This is a genomic window from Streptomyces sp. NPDC052114, from assembly GCF_040680155.1.
Lineage (GTDB): Bacteria > Actinomycetota > Actinomycetes > Streptomycetales > Streptomycetaceae > Streptomyces.
The window spans coordinates 330,280-346,694 of sequence record NZ_JBFAWC010000004.1; the positions used below are offsets into that span (position 1 = coordinate 330,280).

19 protein-coding genes are annotated in these 16,415 nt (G+C 71.7%); 15 read left to right on the forward strand and 4 right to left on the reverse strand.

Annotated features, from left to right (window positions below):
- Positions 1 to 115: 115 nt before the first annotated feature.
- The 15 genes from AB0L89_RS11345 (at position 116) to AB0L89_RS11415 (ending at position 13,321) form a co-directional block, all read left to right on the forward strand.
- A complete protein-coding gene (locus AB0L89_RS11345) occupies positions 116 to 1,414 on the forward strand; it encodes a GAF domain-containing protein (RefSeq protein WP_365138001.1) in 1,299 nt (432 codons plus the stop codon).
- A gap of 119 nt (positions 1,415 to 1,533) precedes the next feature.
- Complete coding sequence (locus AB0L89_RS11350; RefSeq protein ID WP_365138004.1) at positions 1,534 to 2,121, forward strand: GNAT family N-acetyltransferase; 588 nt, start codon at positions 1,534 to 1,536, stop codon at positions 2,119 to 2,121.
- A gap of 135 nt (positions 2,122 to 2,256) precedes the next feature.
- Positions 2,257 to 2,340, forward strand: coding sequence for a putative leader peptide (locus AB0L89_RS11355; protein ID WP_320591900.1), 84 nt, complete (start codon positions 2,257 to 2,259; stop codon positions 2,338 to 2,340).
- Positions 2,341 to 2,497: 157 nt separating this feature from the next.
- Positions 2,498 to 4,195 carry a nitrite/sulfite reductase gene (locus AB0L89_RS11360; RefSeq protein ID WP_365138007.1) on the forward strand — a complete coding sequence of 566 codons (1,698 nt, stop codon included), beginning with the start codon at positions 2,498 to 2,500 and terminating at the stop codon, positions 4,193 to 4,195.
- Positions 4,192 to 4,371, forward strand: a complete 180-nt coding sequence (locus tag AB0L89_RS11365; protein ID WP_365138010.1) for a hypothetical protein — start codon at positions 4,192 to 4,194, stop codon at positions 4,369 to 4,371. The genes AB0L89_RS11360 and AB0L89_RS11365 overlap by 4 nt, the downstream gene beginning before the upstream one ends.
- Positions 4,368 to 5,081: a phosphoadenylyl-sulfate reductase gene (locus tag AB0L89_RS11370; protein WP_365138013.1), complete on the forward strand. Its 714-nt coding sequence runs from the start codon at positions 4,368 to 4,370 to the stop codon at positions 5,079 to 5,081. Before AB0L89_RS11365 ends, AB0L89_RS11370 begins: the two co-directional genes overlap by 4 nt.
- Complete coding sequence (gene cysC, locus AB0L89_RS11375; protein ID WP_365138016.1) at positions 5,081 to 5,653, forward strand: adenylyl-sulfate kinase; 573 nt, start codon at positions 5,081 to 5,083, stop codon at positions 5,651 to 5,653. Before AB0L89_RS11370 ends, cysC begins: the two co-directional genes overlap by 1 nt.
- A complete protein-coding gene (gene cysD / locus AB0L89_RS11380; protein ID WP_365138019.1) occupies positions 5,650 to 6,600 on the forward strand; it encodes a sulfate adenylyltransferase subunit CysD in 951 nt (316 codons plus the stop codon). Before cysC ends, cysD begins: the two co-directional genes overlap by 4 nt.
- Before the next feature lie 2 nt (positions 6,601 to 6,602).
- A complete protein-coding gene (locus AB0L89_RS11385; RefSeq protein ID WP_365138022.1) occupies positions 6,603 to 7,964 on the forward strand; it encodes a GTP-binding protein in 1,362 nt (453 codons plus the stop codon).
- Between the two features lie 262 nt (positions 7,965 to 8,226).
- Entirely contained in the window at positions 8,227 to 9,330 is a 1,104-nt protein-coding gene (locus tag AB0L89_RS11390) for an aliphatic sulfonate ABC transporter substrate-binding protein (RefSeq protein WP_365138025.1), read from the forward strand.
- A 36-nt stretch (positions 9,331 to 9,366) separates the two neighbouring features.
- Positions 9,367 to 10,158 carry an ABC transporter ATP-binding protein gene (locus tag AB0L89_RS11395; RefSeq protein WP_365138028.1) on the forward strand — a complete coding sequence of 264 codons (792 nt, stop codon included), beginning with the start codon at positions 9,367 to 9,369 and terminating at the stop codon, positions 10,156 to 10,158.
- Positions 10,145 to 11,062: an ABC transporter permease gene (locus AB0L89_RS11400; protein ID WP_365138031.1), complete on the forward strand. Its 918-nt coding sequence runs from the start codon at positions 10,145 to 10,147 to the stop codon at positions 11,060 to 11,062. Before AB0L89_RS11395 ends, AB0L89_RS11400 begins: the two co-directional genes overlap by 14 nt.
- 6 nt (positions 11,063 to 11,068) lie before the next feature.
- The gene (locus AB0L89_RS11405) at positions 11,069 to 11,857 is read left to right on the forward strand and encodes a sirohydrochlorin chelatase (RefSeq protein ID WP_365138034.1); all 789 of its coding nucleotides are present in this window, start codon (positions 11,069 to 11,071) and stop codon (positions 11,855 to 11,857) included.
- An 11-nt stretch (positions 11,858 to 11,868) separates the two neighbouring features.
- Positions 11,869 to 12,726 (forward strand): hypothetical protein, encoded by an 858-nt coding sequence (locus AB0L89_RS11410; RefSeq protein WP_365138037.1) that lies wholly within the window; start codon positions 11,869 to 11,871, stop codon positions 12,724 to 12,726.
- A 67-nt stretch (positions 12,727 to 12,793) separates the two neighbouring features.
- Positions 12,794 to 13,321, forward strand: a complete 528-nt coding sequence (locus AB0L89_RS11415; RefSeq protein ID WP_365138040.1) for a GNAT family N-acetyltransferase — start codon at positions 12,794 to 12,796, stop codon at positions 13,319 to 13,321.
- A gap of 19 nt (positions 13,322 to 13,340) precedes the next feature.
- On the opposite strand, the gene AB0L89_RS11420 is transcribed toward AB0L89_RS11415, so the two are convergent.
- The 4 genes from AB0L89_RS11420 to AB0L89_RS11435 form a co-directional block, all read right to left on the reverse strand.
- Positions 13,341 to 13,988 carry a DsbA family protein gene (locus tag AB0L89_RS11420; protein WP_365138043.1) on the reverse strand — a complete coding sequence of 216 codons (648 nt, stop codon included), beginning with the start codon at positions 13,986 to 13,988 and terminating at the stop codon, positions 13,341 to 13,343.
- A gap of 103 nt (positions 13,989 to 14,091) precedes the next feature.
- Positions 14,092 to 14,460 (reverse strand): nuclear transport factor 2 family protein, encoded by a 369-nt coding sequence (locus AB0L89_RS11425; protein ID WP_365138046.1) that lies wholly within the window; start codon positions 14,458 to 14,460, stop codon positions 14,092 to 14,094.
- Positions 14,453 to 15,022, reverse strand: a complete 570-nt coding sequence (locus AB0L89_RS11430) for a DUF1697 domain-containing protein (RefSeq protein WP_365138049.1) — start codon at positions 15,020 to 15,022, stop codon at positions 14,453 to 14,455. Before AB0L89_RS11430 ends, AB0L89_RS11425 begins: the two co-directional genes overlap by 8 nt.
- A gap of 73 nt (positions 15,023 to 15,095) precedes the next feature.
- Positions 15,096 to 16,304 carry a S8 family serine peptidase gene (locus AB0L89_RS11435; RefSeq protein WP_365138052.1) on the reverse strand — a complete coding sequence of 403 codons (1,209 nt, stop codon included), beginning with the start codon at positions 16,302 to 16,304 and terminating at the stop codon, positions 15,096 to 15,098.
- Between the last annotated feature and the right edge of the window lie 111 nt (positions 16,305 to 16,415).

Below are 16,415 nucleotides of genomic sequence, written 5' to 3' on the forward strand. Positions count from 1 at the left end.
ACCGTGGTGGCCGGCCGCCGATTCCTCCCTCGAAGCAGCACCGATGGACGTACCCAAGGGGCACGATGAATACGTACCCCAACGCACTGGTCTGGCCGGAAAGGACCCAGTGGTGATGAACTCCCCCTCGACGATCGATCTCGCGCGCATGTCCGCCATGGACCTCGCGCACGCCGCGCGGCTCCTGAAGGGAGTGCGCGACGCGACGCTGTCCGGGCAGCGGCCGCGCGTCCTGCCGCGGCCCGTGATCGGCGACTCCTGGGGGCGGATGATCCTCGGCGGGGTCGATCCCGACCACGACTTCCGCTCCCGGCTGCTGGACGAGGAGGAGCTGGAGCAGCGCAGGCGCGCCTCGCCGCTGCTCGACATACTGCCGGTCCTGCGCGACGCCCTGGTCTCGGTGGCGGACGCCGCGCAGCACATCATGGTCGTCTGCGACGCGGACGGCCGGGTGCTGTGGCGCGAGGGCAGCTCCGCGGTGCTGCGCAAGGCGGACTCGCTGGGGTTCGAACCGGGCGCGGACTGGGGCGAGAGCGTCGTCGGCACGAACGGCATAGGGACACCGCTGGTGGTGCGCAGGCCGGTGCAGGTCTTCTCGGCCGAGCACTTCGTGCAGACCCATCACCCGTGGACGTGCACGGGCGCCCCGGTGACCGATCCGCGCGACGGCAGGCTGCTCGGCGTGGTCGACGTCAGCGGACCGCTGCAGACCATGCATCCCGCCACGCTCGCCCTGGTCGACTCGGTCGCCAAGCTCGCCGAGGCGCGGCTGCGGGAGCGGCACGTCTCGGCGCTGGAGCGGCTGCGCGCGGTGGCGGCACCGGTGCTCGCCCGGCTGGAGGGGCGGGCGCTCGCGGTGGACGTGCACGGGTGGACCGCCGCGGTGACGGGCATGCCGCCGGCGGACCGGCTGACCCTGCCCAAGTCCTTCGGCGTGGGCCGCACCTGGCTGCCCGCGCTGGGCTCCTGCCGGGTGGAGCCGCTGCCGGGCGGCTGGCTGCTGCGCCTGGAGGACCCGGGCCGCGGCCCCGAGCCGGTCGCCGCGACCCGGCTCGTCCTGGACGTCAGCAGTCCGCGCCGGTGGACGCTGGCGGTGCTCGGCGGCGCCCGCGACTGGACGCACGAGCTGAGCCCGCGCCACGCCGAGCTGCTCTATCTCCTCTCCGCGCACCGCACCGGGCGCACGGCCGCGGACCTGGCCGACGAGATGTTCGGCGACCCGGCGCGCACGGTGACGGTCCGTGCCGAACTCTCGCGCGTGCGGCGCTACTTGGGCGGACTGCTCGCCCACCGCCCCTACCGCTTCCCGGAGGCCGTCGAGGTGGAGGTGGTGCTGCCGGAGCGCCCGGTGGACCTGTTGCCCCACTCGAACGCACCGACGGTGCGGGAGGCGAGGAGCGTGGCGGAGCCTTGAGCCCCGTCGCCTTCGGGACACGTCTCCGCACGCCCTGGGGACACGTTTCCGCACGCCTGCGGGGCAGGCCCTCGCACCCGGCCGCGCGGTGGGGCCCGGCCCGTGATTCTCTGAGCCCCATGAGCATCACTGTCACCACCTGGTCCCTGGAGCAGACGGCCCGCACCGATCTGCTCCCGGCCGCCGCGCCCGACGGCGACGTACGGATCGTGCGCGCCGAGGTCCCCTCCCCCGAGTACAGCCGGTACCTGTACGCGTCCGTCGGCGGGGACATCCGCTGGACGGACCGCCTGGCCCTCACCTACGCCGAGTGGCAGAAGCTGCTCGACCGGCCGGGCGTGGAGACCTGGGTCGCCTACGACAGGGGCACGCCCGCTGGGTACGTGGAGCTGGCGGCGCGCGGCGAGCGGGGCGACCAGGCCGAGGGCGTGGTGGAGATCGTCTACTTCGGGCTGCTCCCCGCCTTCCGGGGGCGCCGCATCGGCGGCCACCTCCTCTCGCACGGCGTCGCGCGCGCCTGGGACCTGGCCGAGCGGTGGCCGGGTCTCGCGCCGACCGAGCGGGTCTGGCTGCACACCTGCTCCAAGGACGGCGAGCACGCCATGGACAACTACCTGCGGCGCGGCTTCACGCTCTTCGACACGAAGGTCGAGCAGGAAGCGGACGTTCCGAACCCGGGCCCGTGGCCGGGGGCCGACCGCGACTGACCCGCTGTTCCGGGCCCGCGGAGCCCTCGCGGACCCGCTGTGACCGACGACACCCTTGTCCACGATACGGGACAAGGGTGTCCGCATTTTGGATAATGCTGGACTGGGCCGAAAGTCCCGTGACACGCTTCCGGCATGGATCGCACTGGAATTGCCTTGGTGAGTCGGCGTCACGTCGACCTCGGCCGCATGTCCAGCGCCATGTGTCCGGCCTGCTGATCGACTCAGCACCGCCGCACATCTGATCGACGATCTTCCCCACCTCCCTCCCTGCGCAGCGCCGCGCGCACGCCCCCGCATGTCCCCACATTTCGCGGACGTGTGCCATATCCGCAGGTCAGAGCCGCTTTTCCGCTGCCCCGAAGGACGTACAACCATGCCCACCACGCCTGAGAAGCCCGCCCCAGCCACGCCCCGCCGCAAGGCGAGCCGTCACCGCGGCGAAGGTCAGTGGGCCGCCGGGCACTTCACTCCGCTCAACGGGAACGAACAGTTCAAGAAGGACGACGACGGTCTCAATGTGCGGACACGCATTGAGACGATCTACTCCAAGCGCGGCTTCGACTCCATCGACCCGAACGACCTGCGCGGGCGGATGCGCTGGTGGGGCCTCTACACCCAGCGCAAGCCCGGGATCGACGGCGGCAAGACCGCGATCCTGGAGCCGGAGGAGCTGGACGACGAGTACTTCATGCTGCGGGTCCGCATCGACGGCGGGCGCCTGACCACCGAGCAGCTGCGCGTCATCGGCGAGATCTCCCAGGAGTTCGCGCGCGGCACCGCCGACCTCACCGACCGGCAGAACATCCAGTACCACTGGATCCGCGTCGAGGACGTCCCCGAGATCTGGCGGCGCCTGGAGGCCGTGGGACTCTCCACCACCGAGGCCTGCGGCGACACGCCCCGCGTCATCCTCGGCTCGCCGGTCGCCGGCATCGCCGAGAACGAGATCATCGACGGCACCCCCGCCATCGAGGAGATCCAGCGCCGCTTCATCGGCAACCCCGACTTCTCGAACCTGCCGCGCAAGTTCAAGTCCGCCGTCTCCGGTTCGCCGCAGCTGGACGTCGCGCACGAGATCAACGACGTCGCGTTCGTCGGCGTCCACCACCCCGAGCACGGCCCCGGCTTCGACCTGTGGGTCGGCGGCGGCCTCTCCACCAACCCCAAGCTGGGCGTGCGCCTGGGCACCTGGGTGCCGCTCGACGAGGTGCCCGACGTGTACGGCGCCGTCATCGGGATCTTCCGCGACTACGGCTACCGCCGGCTGCGCACCCGCGCCCGCCTGAAGTTCCTCGTCGCCGACTGGGGCCCGGCGAAGTTCCGGCAGATCCTGGAGGACGAGTACCTCAAGCGCAGGCTCGTCGACGGTCCCGCGCCCGAGCAGCCGGCCGGCACCTGGCGCGACCACCTCGGCGTCCACAAGCAGCGGGACGGCCGCTTCTACGTCGGCTTCGCGCCCCGCGTCGGCCGCGTGGACGGCGCCACCCTCACGAAGATCGCCGAGGTCGCCGAGGCGCACGGCTCCGGCCGCGTCCGCACCACCGCCGAGCAGAAGATGATCGTGCTCGACGTCGACGAGTCGCAGGTCGAGTCGCTGGTCTCGGGCCTGGAGTCGCTGGACCTGCGGGTCAGCCCCTCCCCCTTCCGGCGCGGCACCATGGCCTGCACCGGCATCGAGTTCTGCAAGCTCGCCATCGTCGAGACCAAGGCGCGCGGCGCCTCGCTCATCGACGAACTGGAGCGCCGCCTCCCGGAGTTCGACGAGCCGCTCACCATCAACATCAACGGCTGCCCCAACGCCTGCGCCCGCATCCAGGTCGCCGACATCGGCCTCAAGGGCCAGCTGGTCCTGGACGACGACGGCAACCAGGTCGAGGGCTACCAGGTACACCTGGGCGGCGCCCTCGGTCTGGACGCCGGCTTCGGCCGCAAGGTCCGCGGCCTGAAGGTCACCGCGACCGAGCTGCCCGACTACGTCGAGCGGGTCGTCCGGCGCTTCCAGGCGCAGCGCGAGGGCGGCGAGCGGTTCGCCACCTGGGTGGCCCGCGCCGCCGAGGAGGACCTCAAGTGAGCGAGCGTGCCGCCCCGTTCCACTGCCCCTACTGCGGCGACGAGGACCTGCGCCCGAATGAGACCGGCCACGGCGCCTGGGAATGCGCGGCCTGCAATCGAGCCTTCCAGCTGAAGTTCCTCGGGCTGCTCGCCCGGGGGGTTCGGCACACCGACGGTGGAAGGGAAGAGATATGACGACCACTCAGGACGAAGGACAGCGCACGGACGAGGAGTTGAAGGCGCTCGCGGAGCGGGCGGGCCGCGACCTGGAGGACTCCTCGCCCCTGGAGATCCTCCGCTGGGCCGCCGAGACGTTCGGCCCGCGGTTCTGCGTGACCTCCTCCATGGAGGACGCGGTCGTCGCCCACCTCGCCTCGCGGGCCATGCCCGGCGTGGACGTCGTCTTCCTCGACACGGGCTACCACTTCCCCGAGACCATCGGCACCCGCGACGCCGTCGAGGCCGTACTGGACGTCAACGTCATCACCTTGACGCCGCGTCAGACCGTCGCCGAGCAGGACGCGCAGTACGGCCCGAAGCTGCACGACCGCGACCCCGACCTGTGCTGCAAGCTGCGCAAGGTGCAGCCGCTGGAGGACGGGCTCACCGGATACCGCGCCTGGGCCACCGGGCTGCGCCGCGACGAGTCGCCGACCCGCGCGAACACCCCGGTCGTCGGCTGGGACGAGAAGCGGCGCAAGGTCAAGGTGTCGCCGATCGCCCGCTGGACGCAGGACGACGTCGACGCGTACGTCGCCGAGCACGGCGTCCTCACCAACCCGCTCCTGATGGACGGCTACGGCTCCGTGGGCTGCGCCCCCTGCACCCGCCGCCTCCTGGCGGGCGAGGACGCACGGGCGGGCCGCTGGGCCGGGAACGCCAAGACCGAGTGCGGGATCCACTGATGCCCGCGCCACAGGAAGACACCCGGGAGAACCACGTGACCACCGGAGCCACCGTCTGGCTCACCGGCCTGCCCAGCGCCGGCAAGACCACCATCGCGTACGAACTGGCGGGCCTGCTGCGCGCCGAGGGCCGCCGCGTCGAGGTGCTCGACGGCGACGAGATCCGCGAGTTCCTCTCGGCGGGCCTCGGCTTCAGCCGCGAGGACCGGCACACCAACGTGCAGCGGATCGGCTTCGTCGCCGAACTGCTCGCCCGCAACGGCGTGCTGGCGCTCGTACCGGTGATCGCGCCGTTCGCGGACAGCCGCGAGGCGGTGCGCAAGCGCCACCAGACGGGCGGCACCGCGTACCTCGAGGTGCACGTCGCCACGCCGGTCGAGGTCTGCTCCGTACGCGATGTGAAGGGCCTGTACGCCAAGCAGGCGGCGGGCGAGATCTCCGGGCTCACCGGGGTCGACGACCCCTACGAGGCGCCCGAGTCGCCCGATCTGCGCATCGAGTCGCAGGACCAGACCGTGCAGGAATCGGCGGCGGCCCTGAAGGCGCTGCTCACCGAGAGGGGTCTCTCATGACGACCGTCGCCACTGTGACCGACGAGGGCACCAGCGAGGGCGACGACAGCCCGTACTCGCTCAGCCACCTGGACGCCCTGGAGTCCGAGGCGGTGCACATCTTCCGCGAGGTGGCGGGCGAGTTCGAGCGGCCGGTGATCCTCTTCTCCGGCGGCAAGGACTCGATCGTCATGCTGCACCTGGCGCTGAAGGCCTTCGCCCCCGCGGCGATCCCCTTCTCCCTGCTGCACGTCGACACCGGGCACAACTTCCCCGAGGTCATCGAGTACCGCGACCGGGTCGTCGCCGAGCACGGGCTGCGGCTGCACGTCGCCTCCGTGCAGGAGTACATCGACGCGGGCAAGCTGCGCGAGCGGCCCGACGGGACGCGCAATCCGCTGCAGACCGTGCCGCTCACCGAGAAGATCCAGAGCGAGAAGTTCGACGCGGTCTTCGGCGGCGGGCGCCGCGACGAGGAGAAGGCGCGCGCCAAGGAGCGGGTGTTCTCGCTGCGCGACGAGTTCTCCCAGTGGGACCCGCGCCGCCAGCGCCCCGAGCTGTGGCAGCTCTACAACGGCCGGCACGCGCCCGGCGAGCACGTCCGCGTCTTCCCGCTCTCCAACTGGACCGAGCTGGACGTGTGGCAGTACATCGCCCGTGAGGGGATCGAGCTGCCCGAGATCTACTTCGCGCACGAGCGGGACGTCTTCCGGCGCTCCGGGATGTGGCTGACCGCGGGCGACTGGGGCGGCCCCAAGGAGGGCGAGGAGGTCGAGAAGCGGCTGATCCGCTACCGCACGGTGGGCGACATGTCCTGCACCGGCGCCGTCGACTCGGACGCCACGACGCTGGACGCCGTCATCGCCGAGATCGCCGCGTCCCGCCTCACCGAGCGCGGCGCGACCCGGGCCGACGACAAGCTCTCCGAGGCCGCGATGGAAGACCGCAAGCGCGAGGGGTACTTCTAACCATGAGCAACAGCACCACTGAGCCGGTCAAGCCGCTCTCCACCGAGCAGTTGTCGGCCACCACCCTGCTGCGGTTCGCCACCGCCGGTTCCGTCGACGACGGCAAGTCCACGCTGGTGGGGCGCCTGCTGCACGACTCCAAGTCGGTCCTCACCGACCAGCTGGAGGCCGTGGAGCGCGTCTCGGCCAGCCGCGGCGCCGAGGCGCCCGACCTGGCGCTGCTCACCGACGGCCTGCGGGCCGAGCGCGAGCAGGGCATCACGATCGACGTGGCGTACCGTTACTTCGCCACGGCCCGCCGCCGGTTCATCCTCGCCGACACCCCGGGGCACGTGCAGTACACCCGGAACATGGTCACCGGCGCCTCCACCGCCGACCTCGCGGTCGTCCTGGTCGACGCCCGCAACGGCGTCATCGAGCAGACCCGCCGCCACGCGGCCGTCGCGGCGCTGCTGCGGGTGCCGCACGTCGTGCTCGCCGTGAACAAGATGGACCTCGTCGCCTACGACGAGAAGGTCTTCGCGAGGATCGCCGAGGAGTTCACCGCGTACGCGAGCGAGCTGGGCGTCCCGGAGATCACCGCGATCCCGATCTCCGCGCTCGCCGGTGACAATGTCGTCGAGCCGTCCTCGAACATGGACTGGTACGGCGGCGCGACGGTCCTTGAGCACCTGGAGACCGTCCCGGTCAGCCACGACCTGACCTCCTGCCACGCGCGCCTGCCGGTGCAGTACGTGATCCGTCCGCAGACCGCCGAGCACCCCGACTACCGCGGCTACGCGGGCCAGATCGCGGCCGGCACCTTCCGGGTCGGCGAGTCCGTGACGGTGCTGCCCGCCGGACGGACCTCGAAGATCTCCGGGATCGACCTCCTGGGCGAGCCGGTGGACGTGGCGTGGACGCCGCAGTCCGTCACGCTCCTCCTGGAGGACGACATCGACATCTCGCGCGGCGACCTGATCGTGCCGAGCGGGGACACCCCGCCGACCACGCAGGACATCGAGGCGACCGTCTGCCACGTCGCCGACACCGCGCTGACCGTCGGCCAGCGGGTGCTGCTCAAGCACACCACCCGCACGGTCAAGGCGATCGTGAAGGAGATCCCGTCCCGGCTCACCCTGGACGACCTCTCCCAGCACCCGGAGCCCGGCCGGCTCGTCGCCAACGACATCGGCCGCGTGAAGGTCCGCACCGCCGAGCCGCTCGCGCTCGACGCGTACGCCGACTCGCGCCGCACCGGCTCCTTCCTGCTGATCGACCCGGCGGACGGCACGACGCTCGCGGCGGGCATGGCGGGCGACGCGTTCGCCACCGCCGCCGAGGAGAGCGGACCTGCGGCGGACGACGAGGGCTGGGACTTCTGACCATGACCTACGTAGACGTGTTCGCGACGTTCGCGAAGGAGGGCGGCCGCATCGGCAGCGGCGCCCTCGGCAGCGGACAGGGCGGGGTCGCGCGATGTGCGCGATGACGTACGCGCACTGCCTGCGCGCCCCAGCCCGCCCCTTCCGCGGGGGCACCTCCGTACCCGTGTGCGGCGGTGTGTCCCTGCGAAGACGAAGACCTGCCGACCTCCCGGCCACGCCCTGACGCGTGCGCACCGGGCCAACGAGAGGACCGCCTCCCGTGCCAGCACGACGTACCCGACTCGCCGCCCTCGCGGCCCTGCCCCTCTTCGCCCTGGCGCTCGGCGCCTGCGGCTACGGCTCCGACGCGGACAAGAACGACGACAAGTCCAAGGTCGCGGCGGGCGCCAAGAAGATCGAGGGCCTCGACAGCGTGAAGATCGGGTACTTCCCGAACCTCACCCACGCCACCGCCCTGGTCGGCAACCAGGAAGGCCTGTTCCAGAAGGAACTGGGCGGCACGGAGGCGAAGTACTCCCAGTTCAACGCAGGCCCCTCGGAGATCGAGGCGCTCAACGCGGGCTCGATCGACATCGGCTGGATCGGCCCGTCGCCCGCCATCAACGGCTACACCAAGTCCCAGGGCAAGAACCTGCGCATCATCGGCGGCTCGGCCTCCGGCGGCGTGAAGCTCGTGGTGAACCCGAAGAAGATCAAGTCCGAGGCCGACGTCAAGGGCAAGAAGATCGCGACGCCGCAGCTCGGCAACACCCAGGACGTGGCCTTCCTCAACTGGATCGCCGAGAAGGGCTGGAAGGTCGACGCCCAGAGCGGCAAGGGCGACGTGTCGGTGGTCCGCACCGACAACAAGATCACCCCGGACGCCTACAAGTCCGGCTCCGTCGACGGCGCCTGGGTGCCCGAGCCGACCGCGTCCAAGCTGGTCGCCGAGGGCGGCAAGGTCCTCATCGACGAGTCCGACCTGTGGCCGGACAAGAAGTTCGTGATCACGAACATCATCGTGAAGCAGAGCTTCCTGGAGGAGCACCCGAAGGTCGTCGAGGCCGTGCTGCGCGGCGCGGTGAAGACCAACGCGTGGATCAAGGAGAACCCGGACAAGGCGAAGGCGGCCGCGAACGCCCGGCTGAAGGCCGACTCCGGCAAGGCGCTGCCCGCCGAGGTCCTCGACCCGGCGTGGAAGTCCATCCAGACGACCAACGACCCGCTGGCCGCCACGCTCGACGCCGAGGCGGACCACGCGGTCAAGGCCGGCCTCCTGGAGAAGCCCGACCTCAAGGGCATCTACGACCTCCGTCCGCTGAACAAGGTCCTGAAGGCCGCGGGCGAGTCTCCGGTCGACGACGCCGGCCTCGGCGTCAAGTAGCCCGATCCCCAGCCGAGTTCCCAGGAGGTGACGACCATGGCAACCACCCTCGCCAAGGCCGCGGAGGACATCCGTGACGCGGCGGCGCCCGCCGCCCGGATCGAGCACGTCTCGAAGTCCTTCGGCGGTCCCGCCGGGCCCCAGCTCGTCCTGGACGACATCACGCTCGATGTCGCGCCGGGCGAGTTCGTCACCCTCCTGGGAGCCTCGGGCTGTGGCAAGTCGACACTGCTCAACCTCGTCGCCGGGCTCGACAGGCCCTCCGACGGCACCATCACGACGGACGGCCGCCCGGCCCTGATGTTCCAGGAGCACGCGCTCTTCCCGTGGCTGACCGCGGGCAAGAACATCGAGCTCGCCCTGAAGCTGCGCGGCGTCCCCAAGGCCGAGCGGCGCACGCGGGCCGAGGAACTGCTCGAACTGGTCCGGCTCCAGGGCGCCCACCGCAAGCGGGTGCACGAGCTGTCCGGCGGCATGCGCCAGCGCGTGGCGATGGCCCGCGCCCTCGCCCAGGACAGCCCGCTCCTGCTGATGGACGAGCCGTTCGCGGCGCTGGACGCGATCACGCGCGACGTGCTGCACGACGAGCTGACCCGCATCTGGCGCGAGACCAACGTCTCCGTCCTCTTCGTCACGCACAACGTCCGCGAGGCCGTGCGCCTGGCCGAGCGCGTCGTGCTCCTGTCGTCGCGGCCGGGCCGGGTGGCGCACGAGTGGCGGGTCGACATCCCGCAGCCGCGCCGCATCGAGGACACCGCCGTCGCGGAGCTGTCCGTCGAGATCACCGAACAACTGCGTGGGGAGATCCGCCGCCATGGCAAGGACTGAGACGACGGCCCCGGTCGAGGAGGCCGAGGAGGCCAAGGAGGGGCAGGACCTCGCGGGCCTGGAGGCGGGGCTCGACGCGCTGGAGTCCGGCGCGGGCCCCACCCGCACGCCCGTGCGCCAGGTGCTCGTCCAGAAGGTGCTGCCGCCGCTCACCGCCGTGGTACTGGTCCTCCTGGTGTGGCAGGCGCTGGTCTCCTTCAAGATCGTCGACGACCCGACGAAGCTGCCCTCGCCGTCCGCGGTGTGGGACGAGGTGTCCGCCGCGTGGCGCCAGGGCACCCTGCTGGACTACATCTGGACGTCGGTCTCGCGCGGTCTGCTCGGCTTCCTCTTCGCGCTGGCGATCGGTACGCCGCTCGGCCTGATCGTGGCGCGGGTGCGCTTCGTACGGGCGGCGATCGGCCCGATCCTGTCCGGACTCCAGTCGCTGCCCTCGGTGGCCTGGGTGCCGCCGGCCGTGATCTGGCTGGGCCTGAACAACTCGATGATGTACGCGGTGATCCTGCTCGGCGCCGTGCCCTCCATCGCCAACGGCCTGGTGTCGGGCGTCGACCAGGTGCCGCCGCTGTTCCTGCGCGCGGGCCGCACGCTCGGCGCGACGGGGCTGCGGCACACCTGGCACATCGTGCTCCCCGCGGCGCTGCCCGGCTATCTCGCGGGCCTCAAGCAGGGCTGGGCGTTCTCCTGGCGCTCGCTGATGGCCGCGGAGATCATCGCGTCCTCGCCCGACCTCGGCGTGGGCCTCGGCCAGCTCCTGGAGAACGGCCGCAACGCCAGCTCCATGTCCATGGTCTTCCTGGCCATCTTCCTCATCCTGATCGTCGGCATCGCCATCGACCTGCTGATCTTCAGTCCGCTGGAGCGGCGCGTCCTGCGCAGCCGCGGTCTCCTCGTGAAGAGCTGAACTCCCATGCGCCATCCGTCACATGCCGCCGGGCCCCGTCCCGTGCTCCTCGTCATCGCCCACGGCAGCCGCGATCCGCGGCACGCCGCGACCGTGCACGCGCTGGTGGGCCGGGTGCGGGCGCTGCGCCCGGGGCTGCGGGTGGAGACGGGCTTTCTCGACTTCAACTCCCCCACGGTGTCAGGGGTGTTGGAGAGGCTCGCGGCGGAGGGCGTACGGGACGTGGTGGCGCTGCCGCTGCTCCTGACGCGCGCCTTCCACGCGAAGGCGGACATCCCGGCGGTGCTGCGCGCCGCGCCGCCGTCCCTGCGCATCCGGCAGGCGGCGGTCCTCGGCCCTTCCCCGCTGCTCCTTGACGCGCTGGAACAGCGGTTGTACGAGGCGGGCATCGGCCCCGCCGACAAGTCCTCGACCGGGGTCGTGCTGGCCTCGGCGGGATCATCGGACCCGGAGGCGATCGCAGTGATCGCTGAAATCGCGCGGGAGTGGCGGCGTACCGGTTGGTGCGCCGTGCGGCCTGCGTTCGCCTCCGCATCTCTGCCGCGCACCGAGGACGCGGTGCGCGCGCTGCGCACCGTGCCCGGGGTGCGCCGGGTGGCCGTCGCGCCCTACGTCCTGGCGCCCGGCTTCCTGCCCGACCGGATCGCGCGGGGCGCCGCCGACGCCGACATACTGGCCGAAGTCCTCGGTCCCGCGCCGGAGGTGGCACAGTTGCTGGTACGGCGCTTCGACGAGGCGCTTGCCCCTGGCACCTGCCCCGTTGCGCCTCTGGCGCGGATTCCCGCACTGGCCTAGCTTGTGGGTTCATGACCCCGAGCCGATCCCGCACGCTGTGGCTGCGGACAGAACCCCTGCACGCGGTGACCTACTTCGAGGAACGCTGCCGCGGCCTCGGCAGGGCCGTGGGACTCAAGGGCTTCTGGATGGGGTACTTCGCCGCCCGCACCGCGCCGATGGGCCGGGTCGGCCCCGGCGTCGCCGCGGCGGCGCTCGGTGTCTTCGCGCCGGGCATGGTGGCGCGCGCCCTGCCGTCGGCCTGGGAGTACGCCTCGCCGGCCCGTGTCGTCGAGGAGCGCGCCCGCCTCTCGGCGAGCGCCCTGCGCCGCCTCGTCCCGGACGTCGAGGCCCTGGCGGCCGAGGCGAACGTGCCGCTGGCGGCCGTGGTCGCGGACGCCCCGGCGCTCGCCCGTCCCCTCTTCGCCGCCAATCGCGACCTCGCCGACCGCACCGACCCGGTCGAGCGGCTGTGGCAACTGGCCACCTGTGTACGCGAGTTCCGCGGCGACGCGCATGTCGCGGCGCTCGCCGACCACGGCCTCGACGCCCGGGAGGCCCTCGTCCTGGCCGCCGCGACCGGCCGCGTCGACCCGGGCGGGATCCGCCAGGACCGGGGCTGGACCGAGGAGGAGTGGGCGGCCGCGGTGGACCGGCTGTGCGGACGCGGCCTGCTGGACACGGCGGGGCACATCACGGACCTGGGCGTCACCGAACGCGAGCTGATCGAGGACGACACGGACCGCCTCGCCTCCCGCCTGCTGCACCCCCTGACCACCGCCGAGACGGACACCCTCCTGACCACCCTGAAACCGGCCGCCCGCTCCATCCTGGCCTCGGACGTCCTGCCGTTCCCGAACCCGATGGGGCTGCCGCGCACGGTGGGGTGAGAGGGCGACGCGCAAGGTGGCCGAAACCGCTTGCACTGCCGGGCCCCGCCCCCTTACCGTCACGCGGATGACACCCGAACTGCGGTCCGAACGCCTCTGTCTCGCGCCCTATACAGCCGCCGACGAGACGGACTTCGTCGCGCTGTTCCAGGACGAGGCCGTGGGGCGCTGGTTCGGGGACGGGATGCAGAGTGCCGCGGAGGACCGGGCGCTGTTCGGGCGGATCTTCAGTCTCGTGTACGCGGAGGAGCGGTTCCCCGTGTGGGCCGTGCGGTACGAGGGGGGCTATGTCGGGCACGCCGAGATCAAGCCGTCGCCGGAGCGCTGGCTCGACGGGCACGAGATCGTCTACGGCCTGACCAGGGAGAGCTGGGGCCTGGGGCTCGGCACGGAGCTGGCCGGGCTGCTCACCTCGTACGGGCACGAGGCCCTGGGCCTGGCCGAGGTGCACGCGACCGTCGACTCCGAGAACGCCCCCTCGCTCTCCGTCCTCAAGCGCCTCGGCTTCACGCAGACGCGCGAGGTGCCCGAGGAGAACGGCAGGATCACGCTCCAGCTCACCTCGCGGCTCCCCGGCCCGCCGCACGCCGGCTGACGCGGCCGACGGGCGGGGCTCAGGAGAAGTCGAGGCCTCCCGTGCGGGCGCGCTTGAGCTCGAAGAAGTCCGGGTGGCCCGCGAGGACACGGAAGCTGTCGAAGATCCGGGCGGCCTCCTCGCCGCGCGGGATCGCGCGCAGCACGGGGCCGAACCAGACGGTGCCGTCGACGTGGAGCGTCGGCGTACCGACGTAGCCGTCGGCCTCCGGGTCCTTGCCGGCGTCGTGGCTGCGGCGCAGCACCTCGTCGTACGCCGTGTCGTGCGCCGCCGCCGCGAGGTCGCCCGGCAGCCCGAGCTCGGCCAGGGCCTGCGCGGCGACCTCCGCGAAGTCCTGGTTCTTCTCCTGGTGGATCCGCGTGCCGAAGGCGGTGTAGAGGTCGCGCAGGACGTCCTCGCCGAGCCGGTCCGCGGCGGCCGCGGCGATCCGGGTCAGGGCGAGCGAGCGGTCGACCAGGTCGCGGTACCAGCCGGGGAGTTCGTTGCCGGCGTTGTGGAAGAAGAGGCTCATCACGTGGAAGCGGAGGTCGAGGTCGCGGTGGCGCTCGACCTCCAGGATCCAGCGCGAGGTGATCCAGGCGAAGGGGCAGGCGGGGTCGAAGTAGAAGTCGACCCGGGTCGGAGCGGTGGCGGCGGGGGCCGCGGGGGTGGTGTCCGGCTTCGTCATGACTCGACACTATCCAGGCAAGTGGCACGGAGAATGGGCCATTGACACGGCTCTCTGGTGGGCCAATCGGCCCGCTCCCCCGCCGCGGCTCCCCCCGTCGCGGCTAGCCCTCGGTGAACGGCGTCCCCTGGTGGAACCAGAGCTGCCAGCCGTCGTCCGTGCGCCGCCACAGCGAACTGCGGTGGACGCGGCGGCCGTTGCTGTCGGTGTCGAAGGTCAGGTGCACCAGGTCGTCGGCGAGCTGGACGCCCCGCATGCCACGGGTCGTGACGGGGCGCCCGCCGGGCTCGGGGCCCGCCGTGAGGACCCGCACGATCGACTCACGGTCCCAGCGGGTGCCGGAGGCGCCGAACTCGGTGAACTCGGGGTGCAGCAGTGCGCCGAAGAGCTCGGGCGAGGCGCGCACCTCGGGGTCCAGGAGGCGCAGCTCGCCCTCGATGGCGGCCTCGACGGCGGGGGTGCGGTCAGCCACGGGTCATCTCCACGAGCTGGGTGACGGTGTTCCAGTTGCGGCTGGTGGCGACGACGCCCTTGTTCAGGGCGGGCCTCGACAGCTGTTCGCCGAGCTTGGAGCGGCCGAGGCCGTCGGGGGCGTACAGATACAGGACGCGGTCGCCGAGCCTGAACTCCTCGGGCAGGAAGGCCTTTTGGTCGACGGAGGCGAAGCGGTCCGCGTCGACGGGCGCGGAGAAGTAGGTGACGTGCAGCTGCTTGGGCTCCAGGTCGGCCGCGGGGAACGGGCACGCCTCGGCGACCGCCGCGAGATACGCCCCGTCGCGCACCAGCACGTCCACGGCGAAGCCGAACCGCTCCTCGATCGCGGCCCCCACCTCGGTGGCCAGCGACTCCTCCGCGGCGCGCGCGTCCGCCCCGCCCCGGTCGGCGGTGAAGACCGCGTTGCCGCTCTGCAGATACGTCCGTACGCCGCCGAGGCCGAGCCCCTCCAGGAGCGCCCGCAGCTCGGCCATCGGCACCTTCTTGTGGCCGCCGACGTTGATGCCGCGCAGCAGCGCCGCGTATGTCTTGATCGCCATGCGTACACGATAAAGCGGTCGCCGTGCCCCGTGGGGGTGGGCACGACGACCGCGGCTCAAGGGGGCGGCGAGGTTACTCGACGACCTTCAGGAGCTTGTTGGGCGTGCCCTCGCTCGGGTTGGTGATCTTGTCCGGGGTCGCACCGTCGGTCAGCGCCTTGGCGACGTCCGCGGGCTTGGCGTCCGGGTGGGCGGCGACGTAGACGGCGGCGGCGCCCACGACGTGCGGGGTCGCCATCGACGTACCGGAGATGGTGTTGGTGGCGTCGTCACCGGTGTTCCAGTCGGACGTGATGTCCGAGCCCGGGGCGTAGATGTCCACGATGTCGCCGTAGTTGGAGAAGTCCGACTGCTCGTCGTCCTTGGTGGAGGAGGCGACCGTGATCGCGTCCTTCACGCGGGCCGGGGAGCCCTGGGAGGCGTCGGTCGACTCGTTGCCGGCGGCCACCGCGAAGGTGACGCCCGAGTCGATCGCCTTCTGGACGGCCGCGTCGAGCGCCTCGTCCGCGCCGCCGCCGAGGCTCATGTTGGCGACGGAGGGGCCCTCGTGGTTCTTGGTGACCCAGTCGATGCCCGCGACGACCTGCTCGGTGGTGCCCGAGCCCTGGTCGTCCAGGACGCGGACGGCGACGATCTTGGCCTTCTTGGCGACGCCGTGCGCGTCACCGGCGATGGTGCCGGCGACGTGGGTGCCGTGGCCGTTGCCGTCGTCGGCGTTGTCGTCGTTGTCCACGGCGTCGAAGCCGGAGGTGGCGCGGCCGCCGAAGTCCTTGTGGCTGACGCGGACACCGGTGTCGATGACGTACGCGGTGGCGCCCTCACCCGCGGCGTCGGGGTAGGTGTACTTCTTGTCACCGGCGGTGTCCGCCTGGTCGATGCGGTCCAGGCCCCACGACGGCGGGTTGTCCTGGGTGGCGTCGATGCTGAACTTCTTCGACTGGACGACCTTGCCGACGGCCGGGTCGGCGGCCAGACGCTTGGCGTCGGTCTCGCTCAGGCCCTTGGCGGAGAAGCCGTTGATCGCGGAGGAGTAGTTCCGCTTGAGCTCGCCGCCGTACTCCTTGGCGAGGTCGGACTTGGCGTCCTTGCTGGCCTTCTCGTCGAGCATCACGATGTAGCTGCCGGCGACGGCGCCCTTGGCGTCCAGGCCGTAGACCTTGCCCTCGGCGGGGGTGGCCGCACCGGCGAAGGAGGTCGCGAAGACGGTGACACCGACCGCGGTGGCGGCGGTGGCTATCGCGGCGGTGAGCTTCATCGTGCGGGCACGCTTGTGAGTTGCCATGAAGAGGGGTCTCCTCGTGGTGTCTGTGGGGGGATGTGTGGGGGGTATTCAGCTGTCTTCCCAAGGGCCCGCCGCGGCGACAAGTTCGTTGCGGCACCCCTTGAGGTCCGG